Consider the following 19552-nt stretch of genomic DNA (forward strand, 5'->3'; position numbering starts at 1 on the left):
AGGCTTTAATTCTTACATTCTCTCTGGAACTTCAATTCCTAATAACTGGAATGCAGATTTGATTACCTCTGCAACCTTTTGAGAAAGCTGCACTCTGAATATTTTTTTAGTTAAATCAACTTCTCCTAAAATATGTACTGATTGGTAAAAAGAGTTATATTCTTTTACCAAATCATAAGTATAATTGGCAATTAATGCTGGACTATGATTTTGAGCCGCATTCTGAATTACTTCTGGAAAAAGTTCGATTTGTTTTACCAATTCTTTCTCTTTTTCATGCAATTCTTCGATTTCAATTTTCGCAGAGAAATCAAAATCGGCTTTACGGATTATGGACTGAATTCTCGCGTAAGTATATTGAATAAACGGACCTGTATTTCCAGCAAAATCGACAGATTCTTCTGGGTTAAACAAGATACGTTTTTTAGGATCTACTTTTAAAATGTAATATTTTAAAGCTCCCAATCCAATTGTTTTATACAGTATTGCTTTTTCTTCGGCAGAATAGCTATCCAATTTCCCTAAATCTTCTGCGATTTGTTTGGCTGTATCGGTCATATCTTGCATCAAATCATCAGCATCGACAACTGTTCCTTCACGGCTTTTCATTTTTCCAGATGGCAAATCTACCATTCCGTATGATAAGTGATATAAACTTGAAGCCCAGTCAAAACCTAATTTCTGTAAGATTAAGAATAATACTTTAAAGTGATAATCTTGTTCATTTCCTACAGTGTAAACCATTCCTCCAACATCTGGCATGTCTTTAACACGCTGGATTGCAGTCCCGATATCTTGGGTCATATAAACCGCTGTTCCATCAGAACGTAAAACAATTTTTCTGTCAAGACCTTCGTCTGTCAAATCAATCCAAACAGAACCATCTGGATCTTTTTCGAAAACGCCCTTATCCAAACCTACCTGAACAACATCTTTTCCTAATAAATAAGTATTGCTTTCGTAGTAATATTTATCAAAATTAACTCCAAGATTACTGTAAGTTGTTGCGAAACCTTCATAAACCCATTCGTTCATTTTTTTCCAAAGCTCAATCACTTTTTCGTCACCAGCTTCCCATTTCTTAAGCATATCTTGCGCTTCGATAATAATTGGCGCTTGTTTTTTGGCTTCTTCTTCCGTTTTACCAGTTTCTATTAAACCGTTAATTTCATTTTTGTAAGCTTTATCAAACTCAACGTAGTATTTACCAACTAATTTGTCCCCTTTTAAACCAGATGCTTCAGGCGTTTCTCCGTTTCCGAATTTCTCCCAAGCCAGCATTGATTTACAAATATGAATTCCTCTATCGTTGATAATTTGAGTTTTATACACTTTTTTACCAGAAGCTTTTAAAATCTCTGCAACAGAATATCCTAACAAATTGTTACGAACGTGTCCTAAGTGCAAAGGTTTATTAGTGTTTGGAGAAGAATATTCTACCATAATTGCCTTCTCTGCCGGATTTGGAGCTACAAAACCAAACTGTTTTTGATCTTTTATTCCGTTAAAGAAATTCACATAATAACTGTCTGAGATAACAATATTCAAGAAACCAGAAACTACATTAAAGCGAGCAACCTCAGAAACATTCTCAACAAGATAATTTCCAATTTTATTTCCCAATTCAGCCGGATTACTTTTAATCACTTTTAGCAAAGGGAAAATTACCATTGTAATATCTCCTTCAAACTCTTTTCTAGTAGTTTGAAACTCGATTTTATCAACAGTAACATCAAATAATGCTTGTATTGCTTTTTGTATAGAAGGTGTAAGAATTTGTGATAATGACATGTAAACTTATTTTAAAGTGAGCAAAGATACTGCTTATTCATCAATTAGAGAAAATCAAAAACATATTAAATTCAGAAAAAGAATTTCAATTTGACAAAAAAGCACATTTTTTAATTGTTAAAATTATCAAAAAATCAAAACCGTAATCTCTTACAAAACAGCCAACGAGAAAAAAAACACACTTTTTTATTTAATTTCTTGTAACATATCAACTGTAAAAGAGTCTTAATAGAGACTCTAATTTTTTAAGGTCAAGAAAAAGAAAAAAAGAAAAAACTAACAAAACGAAATCATCATCATCAATCAAATCAAAAATAATCAGTAAAAAAATCATGAAATTAAAATTCTTTCTGTTTGCGTTATTAGGTATAATCGCAACTGCACAGGCCCAGAATACTGGAAGTATTACTGGAAAAATTACAGAAAAGTCGAACAATGCGCCGATTTCTTATGCAACTGTTTCGCTTAAAGAAAATGGAAAAGTGGTTTCTGGAGTAAATACAGACGATAACGGAGACTATTCATTTAAAAACATTGCTTTAAAAAGTTACACTATCGAGATTCAATATATTGGATTTAGAAAATATATCGGTTCTGTTCTTTTGAGCGAAAACAAAAAAAATGCTACTGTAAATGTAGCTCTTGAAGAAGAAGCAACGCAATTAAAAGGGGTTAACATTATCGCAGAACGTTCTACAATCGAACAAAAAATTGACAGAAAAGTAGTTAACGTTGGTAAAGATTTGACAACTGCAGGAGCTTCGGCATCTGACATCATGAACAATATTCCTTCTGTAAACGTAGATCAGGACGGAAAGCTTTCGCTTCGCGGAAATGATAATGTTCGTGTATTAATTGATGGGCGTCCAACGAATATTGATCCTGCTCAATTGTTAAAACAAATTCCTTCAACTTCTATCAAGAAAATTGAATTGATTACGAACCCAAGTGCAAAATACAATCCTGAAGGAATGTCTGGAATCATTAATATCATCTTGCACAAAAATGCAAACACTGGTTTTAACGGAAGCTACAGTGGCGGTATTACTTTTGGTAAAACGGCAAAATACAATCAGTCTTTAGATTTAAATTACAAAACCGGGAAAGTAAATTTCTTTGGAAATGTGGGGCAAAACTTTGGCACTTACCAAAACACAGGATTCATCCAAAGATTTGATCAAGATATAGTTCAAAATATAGCTGTTTTGAATGATAATGATTCTTACTTATACAAAATCGGAATGGATTATTTAATTGATGATCATAATACTTTGTCTTTCTACACCAATCAAAACAAATCTAACGGAAAAGGTTTTGTAGACACTGATATTGATTACAATAATGTAACGGGTTCTGATATTTCTAATATCTTTCAGAAATCAAGCTATTGGGGACCTGACAGAGTTGGAACATACAATTTGGCCTACAAACACATCTTTAAAAAAGAAGGTCACACTTTAGATTTTGAAGCAAATTATAGTGATAATAAAAAAACTCAAAATGCTGCTTTTGATACTAAGACGACCAAAATTGACAATACTGCTTCGGGTATTGTATACAATGATTTTCTGCAAGGAACTAGAAATTTAAGTACTGTAAACGTAGATTATGTTAATCCGTTAAACGAAAAAACAACCCTTGAAGCTGGAGCTGAGGCAAGAATCACGAGAACAGATAACGATTATGTGACTGGAAATCCTTTGTTACCAGTAGCAGATCAAACGTCTCATTATACTTATGACACAGATATTTATTCTGCTTATGTAACATTTGGACAGAAATACAAAAAGTTTAGCTATCAATTGGGTGCGCGTTTTGAAAGCTATAAAGTACAAGCTAACTTAAATTACGGTCAGACTAAATTTGATGATGATTATATTACATTGTATCCATCAGCATATTTAACGTATAATTTGAATGAGAAAAACACGTTGCAGTTTAGCTACAGCCGTCGTGTAGACCGTCCGAGTTTAGAACAGACAAAACCTATTCGTGAATTTGCTACTCCGTTAGTTACTTCATTAGGAAATCCTGAATTAAGACCTCAGTTTACCAACTCAGTTGAAGTAAATTATACTAAAACTCTTGAAAAAGGAAGTTTTACAACTGGAGTTTTTGTGAGAAGTATTAATGACCAAATCAGCAGAATTTTATATCCTGATCCAGCAGATCCGAGCATGGAAAAACAAATCATGAGTTTTACCAACTACGATCACAATACAGCTTACGGATTTGAAGTTTCTTTCAATTACAAAATCACAAAATGGTGGGATATCCAACCATCGATTGATTTCTCAAGTATTAATCAGCAAGGTATTGTATTCCAATACGATCCTGCAACAAATACAAGTAATCCAATCGATAGAAAAATTACTGTTGCTGCTTTCAACGGACGTATGAACTCTAATTTTAAAGTAAACAAACGTTTAAGTTTCTTAGCTTTCGGATTCTATAGAGGTGCTACAGACGGGCTTCAAAACAACAGCCACGAAATGTATAAAATGGATATTGGTACACGTTACACCTTGTTGGACAACAAAATGAATTTAAGTGTTCGTTTCAATGACGTTTTCAATACAATGAAATATGCTTTTGATACCATGTACCCTTATCCTCAAGCAGGTCAGTTTAAATGGGAAAGCCAAACGGTTTACTTTGGTTTGACTTATAACTTTGGAGGCGGAAAAATCAAAAATTTACAGCGTAAACAAAGAGACGACAATACTAACAAAGGCGGGGGTGGAATGTTCTAATCTTGTCTGAGAAAATTTTTTAAATAATTTTTTGAATAATTTCTTGTAGAAAAAAAGTCTGGAGATTGCCACCTCCAGACTTTTTTTTTATTCTATTCTATAAAAAGTTACGCAACTCCTTTATTTCTTCTGGATTTGCCGTTTCAGAATTATCTGTGATTGCTGAAGAATGATAATAAGTAAGATCTAATTTTTCTTGCAACAGTTTGATATTTGAAGATCTTAAACCTCCTCCTGGCATAATTTCAATTCTGTCTCCCGCTAGTTCTTGAAGCCTTTCTAGAGCCAAAATTCCTTCTTCTACATTCACACCTTGACCTGAAGTCAAAATGGTTTTGAAGCCACAATCAATCACATCTTCAAGTGCTTTTTCAGGATTTTTAACTACATCAAAAGCACGGTGAAAAGTACACGATAATGGATGCGCCAAATGCACTAATTCCTTATTCTGCTTTTTATTTACTTTTCCGTTTTCTTTTAAAATTCCGAAAACGAAACCATCAACGCCTAGTTTTTTATATTGCTTGATATCTTGTTTCATTTCGGTAAGTTCTTCGTCAGAATAGACAAAATCACCACCTCGAGGCCTTATAATAACATGCATTTTTATATTTATACTTTCTCGAACCTTTACTACCAAAATAGAGTTTGGCGTAGTTCCTCCCAGTTTCATATTTTCACATAGCTCAATTCTATCCGCGCCATTTGCTTGAGCAATTACTGCCGATTCATAATTGAAACAAGCTATTTCTAGTTGATTTTTTTTCATTTGTATTGTATTAAAATGGCTTCGACTCCGCTCAGCCTGACAAGCTGCAAAAAAATTATGTTCAATCTTTGTCTCCCTGAGCGGAGTCGAAGGGCGCTCCTATTGGAACGTGGGCTTCGACTCCGCTCAGCCTGACAAGTCTCTTTGTTATAGTAAACAGAACCGACGGCTAATTTAATACTAAACATCCTTTTTATTAAAATTTTTATGAGTTGTTTTGTTCAAACATTGTGAAAGTTTTTTCAAATCCTCCCATTTATCTTTTATTATAGCTTCTTTCTTTTTTCTGCTCCAGCCTTTTACTTGCTTTTCAAATGCAATGGCTTGGATAACATCATTAAACTCTGTACAAAACACCAACTCCAAAGGCCTTTTATTAAATGTATAGCTTTCTTTATTTAAACCATAATTATGTTCACTTAGTCTTCTATTTATATCATTTGTCATTCCTGTGTAATAACTTCCATCAGAGCATTTTAAAATATAGACGTAATATCTTTTCATAATTTTTTACTTCAAAAACAATAAAAGTAAGAAATTTAATTCAAAAATATTAAAAAGAGCGTGATAATAGAAACGTGGCTTCGACTTCGCTCAGCCTGACAAATAGAAATCAAACACATACAATCGTCAAAGCTTTGTCACCCTGAGCGAAGTCGAAGGGCGATCCTATTGGAACGTGGGCTTCGACTTCGCTCAGCCTGACAAATAGAAATCAAACACATACAGCCATCAAAGTTTTGTCTCCCTGAGCGAAGTCGAAGGGCGCTACTATTGGAACGGGAGCTTCGGCTTCGCTCAGCTCAAATGGCTATAAAAAAAACCTGCTCCGAACAAGAAGCAGGTTTTAAAAAAATATAATGTAAGATGATTATTTTACCATTTAATAATCGCACTTGCCCAAGTAAATCCACTTCCGAAGGCTGCTAAAACTACAGTATCTCCAGATTTGATTTTACCTTGTTCCCAAGCCTCAGTCAAAGCAATCGGAATAGATGCTGCTGTTGTGTTTCCGTATTTCTGAATATTGTTATGAACTTGGTCGTCTGTTAATTTGAATTTATTTTGAATAAATTGCGAAATTCTCAAATTTGCTTGATGCGGAATCAACATATCAATATCTGAAACCTGAAGACCATTTGCTTCCAATCCTTCATTGATTACTTCAGCAAAACGAACTACAGCATTTTTAAATACAAATTGTCCGTTCATATACGGGTAATAACTTTCATCATTCGGATCATTATCTGCAATAATATCTGTTACCCAACGCGCTCCCATTCCTGGCGCTTGCAAAGCCAATTCTTCCGCATGCTCACCTTCAGAGTGCAAATGTGTAGATAAAATTCCTTTCGTTAAATCTTCTTCACGGCTTAAAACTGCAGCTCCTGCTCCATCTCCAAAAATTACAGAAACTCCACGCCCGCGTGTTGTCATGTCTAATCCGGTAGAGTGAACTTCAGAACCAATAACCAAAATATTTTTATACATTCCGGTTTTAATATATTGATCTGCAACAGAAATTGCATAAACAAAACCAGAACATTGATTTCTAACATCCAATGCTCCAACTGTTCTCAAACCTAAATCTCTTTGAACCAAAACTCCTGGTCCTGGAAAATAATAATCTGGACTTAATGTAGCAAAAACTACAAAATCAATATCTTCTTTGGCAACGCCAGAACGTTCTATCGCAATTTTAGCTGCTTTTACTCCCATTGAAGTTGTGGTATCTTCTCCACGGATAATGTGTCTTCTTTCCTGAATTCCAGTTCTCTCCTGAATCCATTCATCATTGGTATCCATTATCTTAGACAAATCATCGTTAGTCACCACATTGGAAGGAACATAATATCCTAAACCAGCTATTTTTGAATGATACATAATCTATTATTATTTATTAAAAAATTGGATTGCAAATTTACGCATACTTTAAAAAATACGTACACAAAATACTATTTTTTTCGTTATTAACAATTTAATATAGTTTAATTATACATTGCATTGCGCCATTTTATATCGTAAAAAATCAATAATACATCTTAATTTCTGCTAAAAATTGAAAAGTGCATCTGAGGTTTGTTGAACATTTACTTAAAAACCAGTTTTATTTAAAAAAGAAACCCGAGAATCTTTTTTTAAATCCTCGGGCTGTTATATTATAAATAATTTAATGCTAAGAAAACTTCCTGCTCAATCGGCAAATCTATTTCGCTTTCAAAGAAAATCAATTGCCTTTTGTAAACTGTTTCAATTAAATAATGGCTTCCTCTAAAATAAGTTCTTCTAATCTTTACCATCAATTTTGATTCTGAAACCATTTTAAATTGATGCGGATAAACTAATGTTTTATGTGTTTCGTCTGCGTAAGACAATAATAAATGAGTCGGAATTTCATTTACTTCTCCAAACAAAGATGCCACATATTTAACCTTTGGATCTTCATATATTTTTGAAGGATCGTCTTTTACCAGTACTTCTCCGTTTCTCATCACGATTGCCTGATCGGCAAAAGACAAAGCATCTGTACTATCATGTGTTGCAATAATACATGTAATTCCTTTTTGTTTTAGATAACGAAATAAATTACGACGTAAAGCATTTTTTCTAAAAGCATCTATCTGACTAAATGGCTCGTCTAACAAAATTACTTCTGGTTCTAAAGCCAAAACTCTAACCAGCGCCACTCTTTGCTGTTGTCCACCACTTAGAAATTTAGTCTTAACATTAGCAAACTGATCCATTTCTACCATCTCCAACAATTCCTGAACACGAAGCTTTTTCATGTTTGCAAAACCGTTCGAGAGAAACTTACCTACGTTTTCTGCCACCGTTTCGTATGGAGACAAATCAAAATCCTGTGCCAGATATTTCATATAAGGCATCCCTGGAATCAAATTGAACTTTGGTCCCAAGATTGGTTTATCACCATAAAAAATCTTCCCTTCATCCAGATCGTATAATCCGTATATAAGCTTGAGTAGCGTACTTTTTCCGCAGCCACTCTCACCAATAATCGCAATATTCTGGCCTTTTTCAATAGAAAAGGAGATGTTTTTTATAACGGGGCTTTCGGTGTACGAAAAAGATATATTTTGAATGTCAAGCATGAGTTGTAATATGAGTCGTCAAATTTACAATGTTTAATTTCTAAAGTCAAAAAAAAGCTGCTTCAATTATTTGAAACAGCTTTTTTGATAATTTATTTTATTAGAAACTATTTTCCAGCTTCTGCTTTAGCGTCATTTACCATTTTGTCGTTTGCTGTAATTGAGAATTCAACACGACGGTTTTGAGCTCTACCTTCTGGAGTATCATTTGTTGCAATTGGATCTGCAATTCCTAAACCTGAAGTTTTGAAACGGCTTGATTTTAATCCTTTTGAAACTAAATAAGCTTGCACAGAAGCAGCTCTTTGTCCAGAAAGTGTCAAGTTATATTCTGGTTTCCCAGTATTATCTGTGTAACCAAAAATTTGAATATCTGTATCTCCATACTCATTAAATACAGGAACTAATTTATCTAAATTAGCTTTTGCTTGAGTTGTCAAAGTAGATTTATTAGTATCAAAACGAACTGCATTTTCGTTTAATGTCAAGTGAATACCTTCACCAACTCTTTCAACAGAAGCACCTGGCAAAGCTTGATCAATTTCACGAGCTTGTTTATCCATTTTATTACCAATCAAAGCTCCAGTTCCTCCACCTACTGCAGCTCCAATTGCAGCTCCTAAAGCAGCGTTTCCGCCTCGTCCGATATTATTTCCTAAAATACCACCAATAACACCACCTGCAACTACACCAATTCCCGCTCCTTTTTGTGTATTATTTGCGTTTTTTACTGAATCACAGCTTGTAAAAAAACTAGCTATAACCATTAAACTACTTAAACCTAAAACCGTTATCTTTCTCATTTTCTATATCTTTAAAATATTAATTAGCTCTTTGAAATTGGTAAACCACATCTTTTACCTGACCACCTACATTGATATTATCAATTAACTGAAAAGAACTTTCAGTTACACCTGCAACTTTAAGCAAATAACCATCTCTTACTTTCTTCGCTTTTTCTCCTGCATTAAGAATTTTCAACACAAACAAACCTTGATTGTTGATACTCCATACAATTGGCGAAGAAAATCCAGTACAACTTGGCGAAGTCAAAGCCATTGTTCCTTTATTATTATTCGAAATAAAGCTCCAAGTACTTCCAATAAAACATTTTGAATCTGCAAGATCAAATGAATTTACTTTGATATAATCAGAACCTGGGTAAGAAACATTGGTAAGTACCCAATTTCCTTTTAGCGCTACTTGAGTCGATTTGTCAAGTTTTGTCGAAAGCGTAGTAGCCTCAGAAGATGAAGCTGTTGACGAAGCTGATTTACACGCAAAGAACATAGCGGCAATCAAGCATATAAAAATACTCTTCTTCATTTTGTACAATTTTTTTTTAGATTAATACTTGCCTTTTTAACAATTATTGTACCACAAATATACGATTCATAAAGATAATTTTCGTTTTAGAATCTATTTATTTTCTTTCAAAATTAACATTTGCGACATTTTGTCACCCAAAATACAATTGGTATTTTATTTGAACGAATGAAAATCATCAAATTAAATCAAAAATTAAAAAATATGGCAACAGGTAAAATTAATGTTTCAGTAGAAAACATTTTTCCTTTAATTAAAAAGTTCTTATACAGCGACCACGAAATTTTCTTACGCGAGCTTGTTTCTAATGGTACTGATGCTACTTTAAAATTAAAACATCTTATTAGCATTGGTGAAGCTAAAGTGGAATACGGAAACCCAATTATCGAAGTAAAAGTAGATAAAGAAGGTAAAAAAATCCACATTATCGATCAAGGTTTGGGAATGACTGCTGATGAAGTTGAAAAATACATTAATCAGGTAGCCTTTTCTGGTGCTGAAGAATTTTTAGACAAGTACAAAGATTCTGCTAAAGATTCTGGAATTATCGGACATTTTGGTCTTGGTTTCTACTCTGCTTTTATGGTAGCTGAAAAAGTTGAAATCATTACGAAATCATACAAAGATGAGCCAGCGGCACATTGGACATGTGACGGAAGTCCTGAATTTACTTTAGAACCAGCTGACAAAACTTCACGCGGAACAGAAATCATTCTTCATATTGCTGAAGATTCTCTTGAATTTTTAGATGATTCTAAAATTAGTGGTTTATTAAACAAATACAACAAGTTCATGCCTATTCCGATTAAATTCGGAACAAGAACTGAAACTCTTCCTAAACCAGAAGATGCTCCAGAAGATTACGTTAATGAAACGGTTGAAACAGACAACATTATCAACAACCCAAATCCAGCTTGGACAAAACAGCCTTCTGAATTATCTGACGAAGATTACAAAAACTTCTACAGAGAATTGTATCCAATGCAATTTGAAGAGCCATTATTCCACATTCATTTAAATGTAGATTATCCTTTTAACTTAACTGGTATTTTGTATTTCCCGAAATTGGGTAATGATATGCAAATCCAAAAAGATAAAATTCAGTTGTACCAAAACCAAGTTTACGTTACAGACAACGTAGAAGGAATTGTTCCTGAATTTTTGACAATGTTAAAAGGTGTTATCGATTCTCCAGATATTCCATTGAACGTTTCTCGTTCTGGTTTACAGGCAGACGGAGCTGTTAAGAAAATCTCAAACTACATTACTCGTAAAGTAGCAGATAAATTAAAAGCTTTATTTAACGAAAACCGTGCTGATTTTGAAGCAAAATGGAACGATATTAAAATCGTTTTAGAATACGGAATGCTTTCTGAAGAGAAATTCTACGAAAAAGCAGGTGCATTTGTTTTGTATCCAACTGTAGATGACACTTACTTTACATTAGAAGAATTAAAAGAAAAACTAAAAGAAAACCAAACTGATAAAGATGATAAATTAGTAGTTCTTTATGCTGGAAATAAAGATGCTCAGCATTCTTACATTGAAGCAGCAAAAGACAAAGGCTACGAAGTATTGCTTTTAGATTCTCCTATTATTTCGCATTTGATTCAAAAAATCGAAAACGACAATAGCGGATTAACTTTTGTACGTGTTGACTCTGATCACATTGACAATTTAATCAAAAAAGAAGAAAACACTATTTCTAAACTTTCTGATGACGAAAAAGCAGCTTTAAAAACTTCTTTAGAAGCTTATATTCCAAAAGCATACAGCGTTCAATTGGAAGCTATGGATTCTCAAGCAGCTCCATTCATCATCACGCAACCAGAATTTATGCGTAGAATGAAAGAAATGAGCCAAACAGGTGGTGGCGGAATGTTCGGAATGGGTAATATGCCAGAAATGTACAATCTGGTTGTAAACACCAATTCTGATTTAGCTTCAAGTATTTTAAATACAGAAGACAAAACACACCAAGAGCATTTAGTTAAGCAAGCTTTAGATTTAGCTAAATTATCTCAAAACCTGTTAAAAGGCGAAGCGCTTACTGCTTTCGTAAAAAGAAGTTTCGAAATGATCAAATAAGCATTTAGATGCTATCTTAGTAAAAGCTGCCCAAACTGGGCAGCTTTTTTTATTTCTCATCTCTTCAACCATAATTTTTTCTTCAAAAATTCGTTATAAAGCGCTATAGATTACCACTAAATGATCTTTATTGCAATTCAAATTTTTTATTACATTTGACTGCCTTATTAATCTAACCCAAAACAAAAAGACCCTATGAAAAAAACTGCTATTTTATTAACAACCATTTGTGCTACAGCACTTTTATATGTCTCTTGTTCAAGCGACAATAACGACCCGGCCGTTTCAACAGACTTGACCAGCATTGGAGCTTCAGTTGCCGTTGACGCTTCAAACGAAATGGATCTTAACACCAGTCTTTTAATCAGCACAAGCACCTCAACTTCTGGAAAACCTGCCGATACACCTCCTGGAATTTGCGCAACAATTACCATTACAACGCCAAATGGAGGAAATTACCCTAAAGTCTTTTTAGCCGATTTTGGAACAGCAGGATGCAAAGACGAAAATAATCTTACGCGTAAAGGAAAACTAGAAGTAACGCTTTCTGGACCCATTACAGAAACTGGAAGCAAAATGACAATTAAAAGAATTGACTATTCTATAAAAGACATCAAATTAGAAGGAACTATTGAATATACAAACACTACAACTGTTGCTTCTACACCGCAATGGACTAGAAAAGTTATGAATGGAAAATTAACAGATTTACAAGGAGGAGTTTATACCAATTCAGGAACTTACACTACTAAACAAACTGCAGGCGCAGACACGCCTTTGATTTTATCTGACAACGTTTATGAAATTATCGATGGCACGCATACCGTAACATCTTCAAATGGTGTAGCACTTACTTTGACAGTAAAAGAACCGCTAATTAAAAAATATTCATGCCTATTTATCTCCAAAGGACAATTAAAAGTACAAGGAGGTATTTTAAACGGAGTTATAGATTACGGAAACAATGACTGCGACTCAAATTACACGTATACGCACGAAAATGGCACTTCGTTTATTTTGTCGATGTAAAACCTTTTCTTGCATTACTTTAGAATCCCAATTTAGAAATAAATTGGGATTTATTTTTTTTATAAAAAATAAAACATCACCCCCTATTTACATTTAAACTATTTTCTTTATTTTGCACCAAAATCTCAAAAACTAATGAAAAAAACACTAATTGCTTTTGTTACTCTTGCAGTATTAGCATCTTGCAGCAAAAAAGAATCAGCTGCTGATAACCTACACATCACAGGAAACATTAAAGGTTTAAAAACCGGAACTTTATATATCCAAAGAATTGTCGACACTTCTCTTGTTGCTATTGACAGCATCAAAATTGATGGAAACTCAGCTTTTGAAAGAGATATTAAATTAGAATCTCCAGAAATGCTCTATTTATATTTGGATCGAGGTGTAACAAACTCATTAGACAATAACATTTTATTCTTTGCCGAGCCAGGAACTATCAATATCGATACTAATCTGGACAACTTCATTGCTGGTGCAAAAATTACTGGATCTAAAAACCAGGAATTATATGAGGAATACCAAAAAATAAACACACGTTTTAGAGACGAAAACTTGTCTATGGTAGAATCAAAATTCAAAGCTTTAAAAAGACAAGATCAAAAAGCAGTTGACAGTATTGACGCGAAACAACAGTCAAACATCAAAAGAAAATATTTATACGCTACAAACTTTGCCATCAACAATAAAGATCACGAAGTAGCGCCTTATATTGCTTTAGCAGAAATTTACGATATCAACCTTAAGTTTCTTGATACGATTCAAAAATCAATGACTCCAAAAGTGGCTCAATCACTTTACGGAAAGAAACTAACTAAGTATGTGGCTGAAGTTAAAAAAGCAGAACAAAATGCTCCAGCAGCTGCAACAACTCCAGCTCCAGCTGAATAAAACATAAAAGCAACAATGAAAAACGTCCTGAATTATCAGGACGTTTTTTTTTATGCTTAAATTCAACAAAAATCCCACAAAGGATATAAATGCTATCGCCAGCGATTTTCAATCTTTAAAACACAATTAAATCACCACAATGCAATACGTTTCATTTAATATGCTTTCTGTGGTTGAAACCGCGAGCTATATTTGAAAAACTTCCGTAAAGAAAACCACCAATCTTTTTCGAATTCCTAGTGTAACTTCTTCTTCGCCGAAAAATTGGCATTTGGAATTTTAGAATTGAAATTTTAAAAAATGGCATAAAAAAAACCGCCACATTTCTGTGATGGTTTTTGAGCCGATAGAGGGACTCGAACCCACGACCTGCTGATTACAAATCAGCTGCTCTAGCCAGCTGAGCTACATCGGCCTATTTTGCGAGTGCAAAGATATAAATGTTTTTTAATATTCCAAAAAAAATTTCACACCTCTCTCTATAATTAAAAAAACCATTCGCCGAGGCGAATGGTTTCCGTTTTTTGAGCCGATAGAGGGACTCGAACCCACGACCTGCTGATTACAAATCAGCTGCTCTAGCCAGCTGAGCTACATCGGCGTCATTACGGGTGCAAATATAAAGCGGTTTTTCAATTTCCCAAAATAAATTTGCACTTTTTTACACTTTTTTTTGCTTATAATGCGTTGATTTTTTCAATCAATTGATTAGCAGCTTGTTCTAATTCAACATTAATTTGCTTGAAGTGTGCTTTTTTATTTTCAACGTTCTTTGCGTTCACTTTTGTAATCAAAGTATCGAATGCAGCGATAGCTTCATCGACCAAAGCATTCGTTTCTGGAGTAGGATTTCCTGTTGTTGACATCTCAAACAAGTAAACAGCTTCAATAATATCTCCTAATACGAAGTTGATGTCTTTCTTTAAATTCTTAACGTTTGCCATTTTTCTTATTATTTTAATTTGCGTCTGCAAAAGTACATATTATCTTTAAATTTAATGCTAAGAAATGTAAATTTCTAAAATTGAAGCTTTTCCGCTCAAATTAAATGCATTTATCGCAGCTGGAATTAAGACAGTATCTCCTTTAATATAAGTATGCTTAAATCCGTCATATTCGATTTCGAAACTTCCTTCAATACACATATAAACCGTAAATGTTTCTCCGTTCTTAACTACTTCCACTTTGTCTTCTAAAGGAAGGAAATTAGTTGTAAAATAAGGACAGTCAACAACAGTATTTGAAGTATTCACTTTAGACTCGTATTTTTTCTGCGTATCAACTTTATTATAGTTAATGGCATCTAATGCAAGATCTACGTGCAATTCTCTTTTATTTCCTTGTGCATCTACACGATCAAAATCGTATAAACGATATGTAATATCAGAAGTCTGCTGAATTTCGGCAACTACTAATCCAGCTCCAATTGCGTGAACCGTTCCGGTTTCTAAGAAGAAAACATCTCCAGATTTTGCTTTCACATCATCTAAGATCGAAACCAAAGTATTGTCGTCTAAATGTTTCAAGTATTCTTCTTTACTAGAATCTTTTTTAAAACCAACAATAATTCTAGCATCAGCATCGGCCTGCATTACATACCACATTTCAGTCTTTCCGAATGAGTTGTGACGCTCTTTTGCCAATTTATCGTTTGGATGCACCTGAATAGAAAGATCTTCTCTTGCATCTAGGTACTTAAAAAGTAACGGAAATTGTTTTCCGAATCTTTTATAAACTTTAGTTCCTAAAATCGCATCTGGTGTTTCATCAATCAAATCCATTAACGATTTTCCTTTTAAAACTCCATTTGCAACTACACTCACATCGCCTTGTACAGTAGACAATTCCCAGCTTTCGCCAGTAATTTTAGAAACGATTGGTTTATTTAAAATAGTTTTTAATTTTTCTCCTCCCCAGATTCTTTCTTTTAAAATCGGTTCAAATTGCAAAGGGTATAGATTTTGACTCATATTTTTAGGCTAATATATTTTTGTTTAATTAATTCTAATTTAATACTATTTTGGTACTCTACGATACTAATTCTTGAACGATTTCTAAGGCTTTCGGTATATGTTTTGCAGCATTTGCACTGTCAAATATAGAAATTAGCAAACCATTTTTATCAATTATATAGGTAACGCGTCCTGGCAGAAGTCCGAACAAATTATTGCGGACACCAAAAAGTTTTCTTAATCTTTTATCTTGATCAGAAAGCAAAATAAAAGGCAATTTGTGTTTAGCTGCAAATTTATGATGTGATTTTACACTATCGCTGCTAATACCAATTACCTCAGCTCCTAAATCTTTAAAATCTTCGTATTGATCCCGAAAACTGCAAGCTTCAGTTGTACAACCAGGCGTATTATCTTTTGGATAAAAGTAAATTACCACTGGCTTTCTTCCTAAAACGCTTTGGCTTTCAAAAAGTTCTCCATTGTTGTCTTTCGCAGTAAAATTCGGAACTATATCTCCTATTTTTAATGACATTTTTTATTCTCCTTTATAAGTTACAAAATTTCGTTCCGTTTCGTTCAGCACCACTTCAAGATCAAAGTCGGCATGAATTCGTTGTCTAATTTTATTCCATATCACAACAGCAATATTCTCTGCAGTCGGATTCAAATCTGCAAATTCAGGAACATCCAAATTCAGATTTTTGTGATCAAACGGAATTTCTACTTCTTCTCGTATAATATCCGCCAATACTTTCACATCTAAAACAAAACCAGTTTCCGGGTCAATTTTTCCTGTAACACTTACTGTTAAACCATAATTATGACCATGAAAGTTCGGGTTATTGCATTTTCCAAAAACAGCATCGTTTTTTTCAAATGACCAATCCTTTCGATGCAATCGGTGTGCCGCATTAAAATGCGCTTTTCTTGATATGGTTACTCTCATTTATGTTTCTGGTTAGTTGGCTATAATTTATGGTCTTCTAGATAATGATCAAATTCGTCAAAAATTATCTTAAACCATACGGTATAAATTTCGGGCTGTTTTTCAATATCTGCTTTAACATCTTCAATACTCATCCATTTCCAGTCTTCTACTTCGTCTGGATTTATGTTTGGCTCCTCATTATAATAACCAATCATGACATGGTCCAGTTCATGTTCTGTCAAACCGTTATCAAAAGGCGCTTTGTATATAAAATGAAACAACTCTTTTAATTCGGCTTTAAAACCCATTTCTTCAAACAATCTTCGGCTTCCCGCTTCAATGTTGGTTTCTCCTTCTCTCTGATGACTGCAGCAAGTGTTTGTCCAAAGCAACGGAGAGTGGTATTTATGATGAGCACGCTGTTGCAGCATAATTTCGTTTTTACTATTCAAAATAAAAACCGAAAAGGCACGGTGCAAAAGCGCTTTTTCATGTGCTTCTAATTTTGGCATTAAGCCAATCTGTTCATCGTTTTGATTAACTAGTATTACGTTTTCTTCTGTCATAAGGCTTCTTAAGCAAACAAAAATACGAAAAAAGAAATGGCTTAAAAATGCTAATTCAGCTTGTCTAAAAGTAAGCTTCTGACCAAATTTCTATTTTACTGATTTACAATATTATAATTTATGCTAAAAATTTAAAAGCTGTTAAAATTAAGACATAAAAACTACATTGTCTTCTTTTACGTAACTAATAAAAAGTTAAAACACACTTAAAAAAATCTCAATAATAATAAACACTGTAATTTGAAGCTAATTCTCAACGTATCTTTGATATACAGATTAATCTACTAAGAACTTATGAAATCTAAAAACCTAATTTTCAGCCTCTGTTTTTTGATTCCGCTTTTTATTTTTCAGGCCTGCGGACAAAACACAAAAAAACAAACTGCAAAAACAGCCGTTATGGAAAATAAAATCAGTAAACCCGGAAATCCTTATTATTCAAATACCGATACCACAAAACTTAATGTAAGCAACGCCGAATGGAAAAAGGTTCTTCCAGCAGATGTGTATGCCGTAATGCGTGAGGCTGATACCGAAAGACCTTTTACAGGCAAATATTGGAATACCGATGAAAAAGGAACTTATTACTGTGCTTCATGCGGTAATTTGCTTTTTAGATCGACCGCCAAATTTTCGAGTACTTGCGGATGGCCGAGTTTCTTTGAACAGGAAAACAAAAAAAGCATTGTTTTTAAAGAAGATAATTCTCTTGGAATGGAAAGAACCGAAACTCTTTGCGGACGCTGCGGCGGACATTTAGGACACATCTTTGACGATGGTCCAGAACCAACTGGAAAACGCTACTGCATGAATTCGATTGCTCTTGATTTTATTCCAGACACTAAATAAACTACAAATGAAAAATATACTTTTAATATGTCTTTTTGCGCTTTCGCTGAATGGCATTTCGCAAAATAAAAAGTCGAATCTGGAAACCATCACACTTGGCGGAGGCTGTTACTGGTGCGTTGAGGCTGTTTACGAAAATCTGGACGGAGTAAAATCTGTTGTTTCTGGATTTTCTGGCGGAAAAGTCGCAAATCCGACTTACGAAGAAGTTTGCACAGGAGAAACTGGCCACGCCGAAGTGGTTCAGATTACTTACGACAAAAACGTAACTGATATTAACGAAATCTTCAAGGTCTTTTTTACGGTTCACGATCCGACAACTTTAAATCGTCAGGGGGCAGATGTTGGAACGCAATATCGTTCTGTTATTTTCTACAAAAACGAAGAACAGAAAAAAGCCGCTCAAAGCATTATTGTCGACCTCAACAAAGCTAAAGTGTACAACAATCCAATTGTGACAAAAGTTGAGCCGTTCAAAGTTTTTTATAAAGCAGAAGATTATCATCAAAACTATTATGCAAACAATAAAAATCAGCCGTATTGCAAAATGGTCATTCAGCCTAAAATAGAAAAGTTTGAAAAGGTTTTTAAAGATAAACTGAAAAAGAAATAAATAGTAACAATTGGTATTGTAAAGCTTCGGAGAAGCGAAATATTTATAACAAGAATATTTCTGCCATACAAAGCTCCAGAGGAGCGACATATATTTTTATAACCTAAATATATGTCGCTCCTCTGGAGCTTTTTTTATTTGTTTATATAAAATTCTATAAATATTTCACCCCGCTGGGGTTTATCGATAGAATAATATTAGAAATATCCTATTAACTAACGAAGGCTGACTTCAAAAAGGCAACTTTTTTTATTTTACAAACCCTTGTAAATACTGGGTTTTTCTTTTAATTGAAAAAATATTTTATTTTTTTTCTCTTTTTTGTCCAATCCTGAAAGTTCGATTGTTATTAGGGTATAAACAATTAAAAAATTATACATTATGGAAACTAGACTTAATTTATTCGAACAAGGACAAAAAGCAGTTAGTACATTATTTGGAATCAGCGGTTATTTGAAAAAAGCAACAATCGAATCATCTCTTATGGAATTAATCAATTTCAGAATCTCTCAAATCAACAACTGCGGTTATTGTTTAGATATGCATTCAAAAGAAGCTTTAGCCGCTGGAGAAACAACACAGCGTTTATTTGGATTAAGCGTTTGGAGAGAAGCTCCTTATTATACAAAAAGAGAAAGAGTTGCTTTGGCTCTGGCAGAAGCTGTAAATGCCTGCGATGTTCCAGACGAAATCTACGAAATTGCAAAAGCTGAATTTACAGAACAAGAATTAATCGATCTTACGCTTGCCGTTGCTGCAATTAACGCTTGGAATCGCCTAAACATTACTTTTGCCAACACGCCAGGAACTTACAGAGTGGGACAATTCGGGTAAATCCTAATTGATTTTATTCTCTAAAAACAATTAACTTTATAAAACTTAAA

Annotated in this window: 19 protein-coding genes and 2 tRNA genes; 7 read left to right on the forward strand and 14 right to left on the reverse strand. The window is 33.8% G+C overall.

What is annotated here, in order from left to right; all coding sequences use genetic code 11:
- Positions 1–12 precede the first annotated feature (12 nt).
- On the reverse strand, positions 13–1791 hold the full coding sequence (argS, locus tag NCC77_RS21175; RefSeq protein ID WP_250837362.1) for an arginine--tRNA ligase: 1779 nt from the start codon (positions 1789–1791) through the stop codon (positions 13–15).
- A gap of 332 nt (positions 1792–2123) precedes the next feature.
- On the opposite strand from argS, the gene NCC77_RS21180 reads away from it, so the two are divergent.
- Positions 2124–4544 carry a TonB-dependent receptor gene (locus tag NCC77_RS21180; RefSeq protein ID WP_250837363.1) on the forward strand — a complete coding sequence of 807 codons (2421 nt, stop codon included), beginning with the start codon at positions 2124–2126 and terminating at the stop codon, positions 4542–4544.
- 97 nt (positions 4545–4641) lie between these two features.
- Here NCC77_RS21180 and NCC77_RS21185 read toward each other — a convergent pair whose 3' ends face one another.
- From NCC77_RS21185 to NCC77_RS21210, 6 genes are all read right to left on the reverse strand, one after another.
- Entirely contained in the window at positions 4642–5313 is a 672-nt protein-coding gene (locus NCC77_RS21185) for a copper homeostasis protein CutC (RefSeq protein WP_250837364.1), read from the reverse strand.
- Positions 5314–5493: 180 nt separating this feature from the next.
- Positions 5494–5817 (reverse strand): GIY-YIG nuclease family protein, encoded by a 324-nt coding sequence (locus NCC77_RS21190; RefSeq protein ID WP_250837365.1) that lies wholly within the window; start codon positions 5815–5817, stop codon positions 5494–5496.
- A 372-nt stretch (positions 5818–6189) separates the two neighbouring features.
- Positions 6190–7197: a 3-oxoacyl-ACP synthase III family protein gene (locus NCC77_RS21195; RefSeq protein WP_095929390.1), complete on the reverse strand. Its 1008-nt coding sequence runs from the start codon at positions 7195–7197 to the stop codon at positions 6190–6192.
- Positions 7198–7472: 275 nt separating this feature from the next.
- Positions 7473–8423 carry an ABC transporter ATP-binding protein gene (locus NCC77_RS21200; RefSeq protein ID WP_250837366.1) on the reverse strand — a complete coding sequence of 317 codons (951 nt, stop codon included), beginning with the start codon at positions 8421–8423 and terminating at the stop codon, positions 7473–7475.
- A 107-nt stretch (positions 8424–8530) separates the two neighbouring features.
- Positions 8531–9226, reverse strand: coding sequence for a YiaD family glycine zipper/OmpA-like lipoprotein (locus tag NCC77_RS21205; RefSeq protein ID WP_250837367.1), 696 nt, complete (start codon positions 9224–9226; stop codon positions 8531–8533).
- Positions 9227–9245: 19 nt separating this feature from the next.
- A complete protein-coding gene (locus NCC77_RS21210; RefSeq protein WP_250837368.1) occupies positions 9246–9749 on the reverse strand; it encodes a lipocalin family protein in 504 nt (167 codons plus the stop codon).
- 204 nt (positions 9750–9953) lie between these two features.
- Here NCC77_RS21210 and htpG point away from each other — a divergent pair, with 204 nt between their 5' ends.
- From htpG to NCC77_RS21225, 3 genes are all read left to right on the forward strand, one after another.
- Positions 9954–11837, forward strand: a complete 1884-nt coding sequence (gene htpG / locus NCC77_RS21215; RefSeq protein ID WP_250837369.1) for a molecular chaperone HtpG — start codon at positions 9954–9956, stop codon at positions 11835–11837.
- Positions 11838–12032: 195 nt separating this feature from the next.
- The gene (locus NCC77_RS21220; protein ID WP_250837370.1) at positions 12033–12866 is read left to right on the forward strand and encodes a hypothetical protein; all 834 of its coding nucleotides are present in this window, start codon (positions 12033–12035) and stop codon (positions 12864–12866) included.
- A 135-nt stretch (positions 12867–13001) separates the two neighbouring features.
- Positions 13002–13757 (forward strand): DUF4369 domain-containing protein, encoded by a 756-nt coding sequence (locus NCC77_RS21225; RefSeq protein ID WP_250837371.1) that lies wholly within the window; start codon positions 13002–13004, stop codon positions 13755–13757.
- A gap of 341 nt (positions 13758–14098) precedes the next feature.
- Here the strand turns inward: NCC77_RS21225 and NCC77_RS21230 are convergent.
- The 7 genes from NCC77_RS21230 to idi form a co-directional block, all read right to left on the reverse strand.
- Positions 14099–14172, reverse strand: a tRNA-Thr gene (locus NCC77_RS21230).
- A 112-nt stretch (positions 14173–14284) separates the two neighbouring features.
- Positions 14285–14358 (reverse strand) — tRNA-Thr (locus NCC77_RS21235).
- A gap of 76 nt (positions 14359–14434) precedes the next feature.
- Positions 14435–14701, reverse strand: coding sequence for a hypothetical protein (locus NCC77_RS21240; RefSeq protein ID WP_111364281.1), 267 nt, complete (start codon positions 14699–14701; stop codon positions 14435–14437).
- A gap of 57 nt (positions 14702–14758) precedes the next feature.
- On the reverse strand, positions 14759–15727 hold the full coding sequence (locus NCC77_RS21245; protein WP_250837372.1) for a type I phosphomannose isomerase catalytic subunit: 969 nt from the start codon (positions 15725–15727) through the stop codon (positions 14759–14761).
- 58 nt (positions 15728–15785) lie between these two features.
- Positions 15786–16244, reverse strand: a complete 459-nt coding sequence (locus NCC77_RS21250) for a peroxiredoxin (RefSeq protein ID WP_250837373.1) — start codon at positions 16242–16244, stop codon at positions 15786–15788.
- A gap of 3 nt (positions 16245–16247) precedes the next feature.
- The gene (locus NCC77_RS21255) at positions 16248–16658 is read right to left on the reverse strand and encodes a 6-carboxytetrahydropterin synthase (protein ID WP_066033610.1); all 411 of its coding nucleotides are present in this window, start codon (positions 16656–16658) and stop codon (positions 16248–16250) included.
- A gap of 20 nt (positions 16659–16678) precedes the next feature.
- Positions 16679–17206 carry an isopentenyl-diphosphate Delta-isomerase gene (idi, locus tag NCC77_RS21260; protein ID WP_073408979.1) on the reverse strand — a complete coding sequence of 176 codons (528 nt, stop codon included), beginning with the start codon at positions 17204–17206 and terminating at the stop codon, positions 16679–16681.
- Between the two features lie 294 nt (positions 17207–17500).
- Between idi and msrB the strand changes: the two genes are divergently transcribed.
- The 3 genes from msrB (at position 17501) to NCC77_RS21275 (ending at position 19502) form a co-directional block, all read left to right on the forward strand.
- The gene (gene msrB, locus NCC77_RS21265) at positions 17501–18055 is read left to right on the forward strand and encodes a peptide-methionine (R)-S-oxide reductase MsrB (protein ID WP_250837374.1); all 555 of its coding nucleotides are present in this window, start codon (positions 17501–17503) and stop codon (positions 18053–18055) included.
- 7 nt (positions 18056–18062) lie between these two features.
- Positions 18063–18668, forward strand: a complete 606-nt coding sequence (msrA, locus tag NCC77_RS21270; RefSeq protein WP_250837375.1) for a peptide-methionine (S)-S-oxide reductase MsrA — start codon at positions 18063–18065, stop codon at positions 18666–18668.
- 381 nt (positions 18669–19049) lie between these two features.
- On the forward strand, positions 19050–19502 hold the full coding sequence (locus tag NCC77_RS21275; RefSeq protein ID WP_121360172.1) for a carboxymuconolactone decarboxylase family protein: 453 nt from the start codon (positions 19050–19052) through the stop codon (positions 19500–19502).
- The last annotated feature ends 50 nt before the right edge of the window (positions 19503–19552 follow it).

Origin of the sequence: Flavobacterium tyrosinilyticum, assembly GCF_023656565.1 — a bacterium.
Classification (GTDB): Bacteria; Bacteroidota; Bacteroidia; order Flavobacteriales; family Flavobacteriaceae; genus Flavobacterium; species Flavobacterium tyrosinilyticum.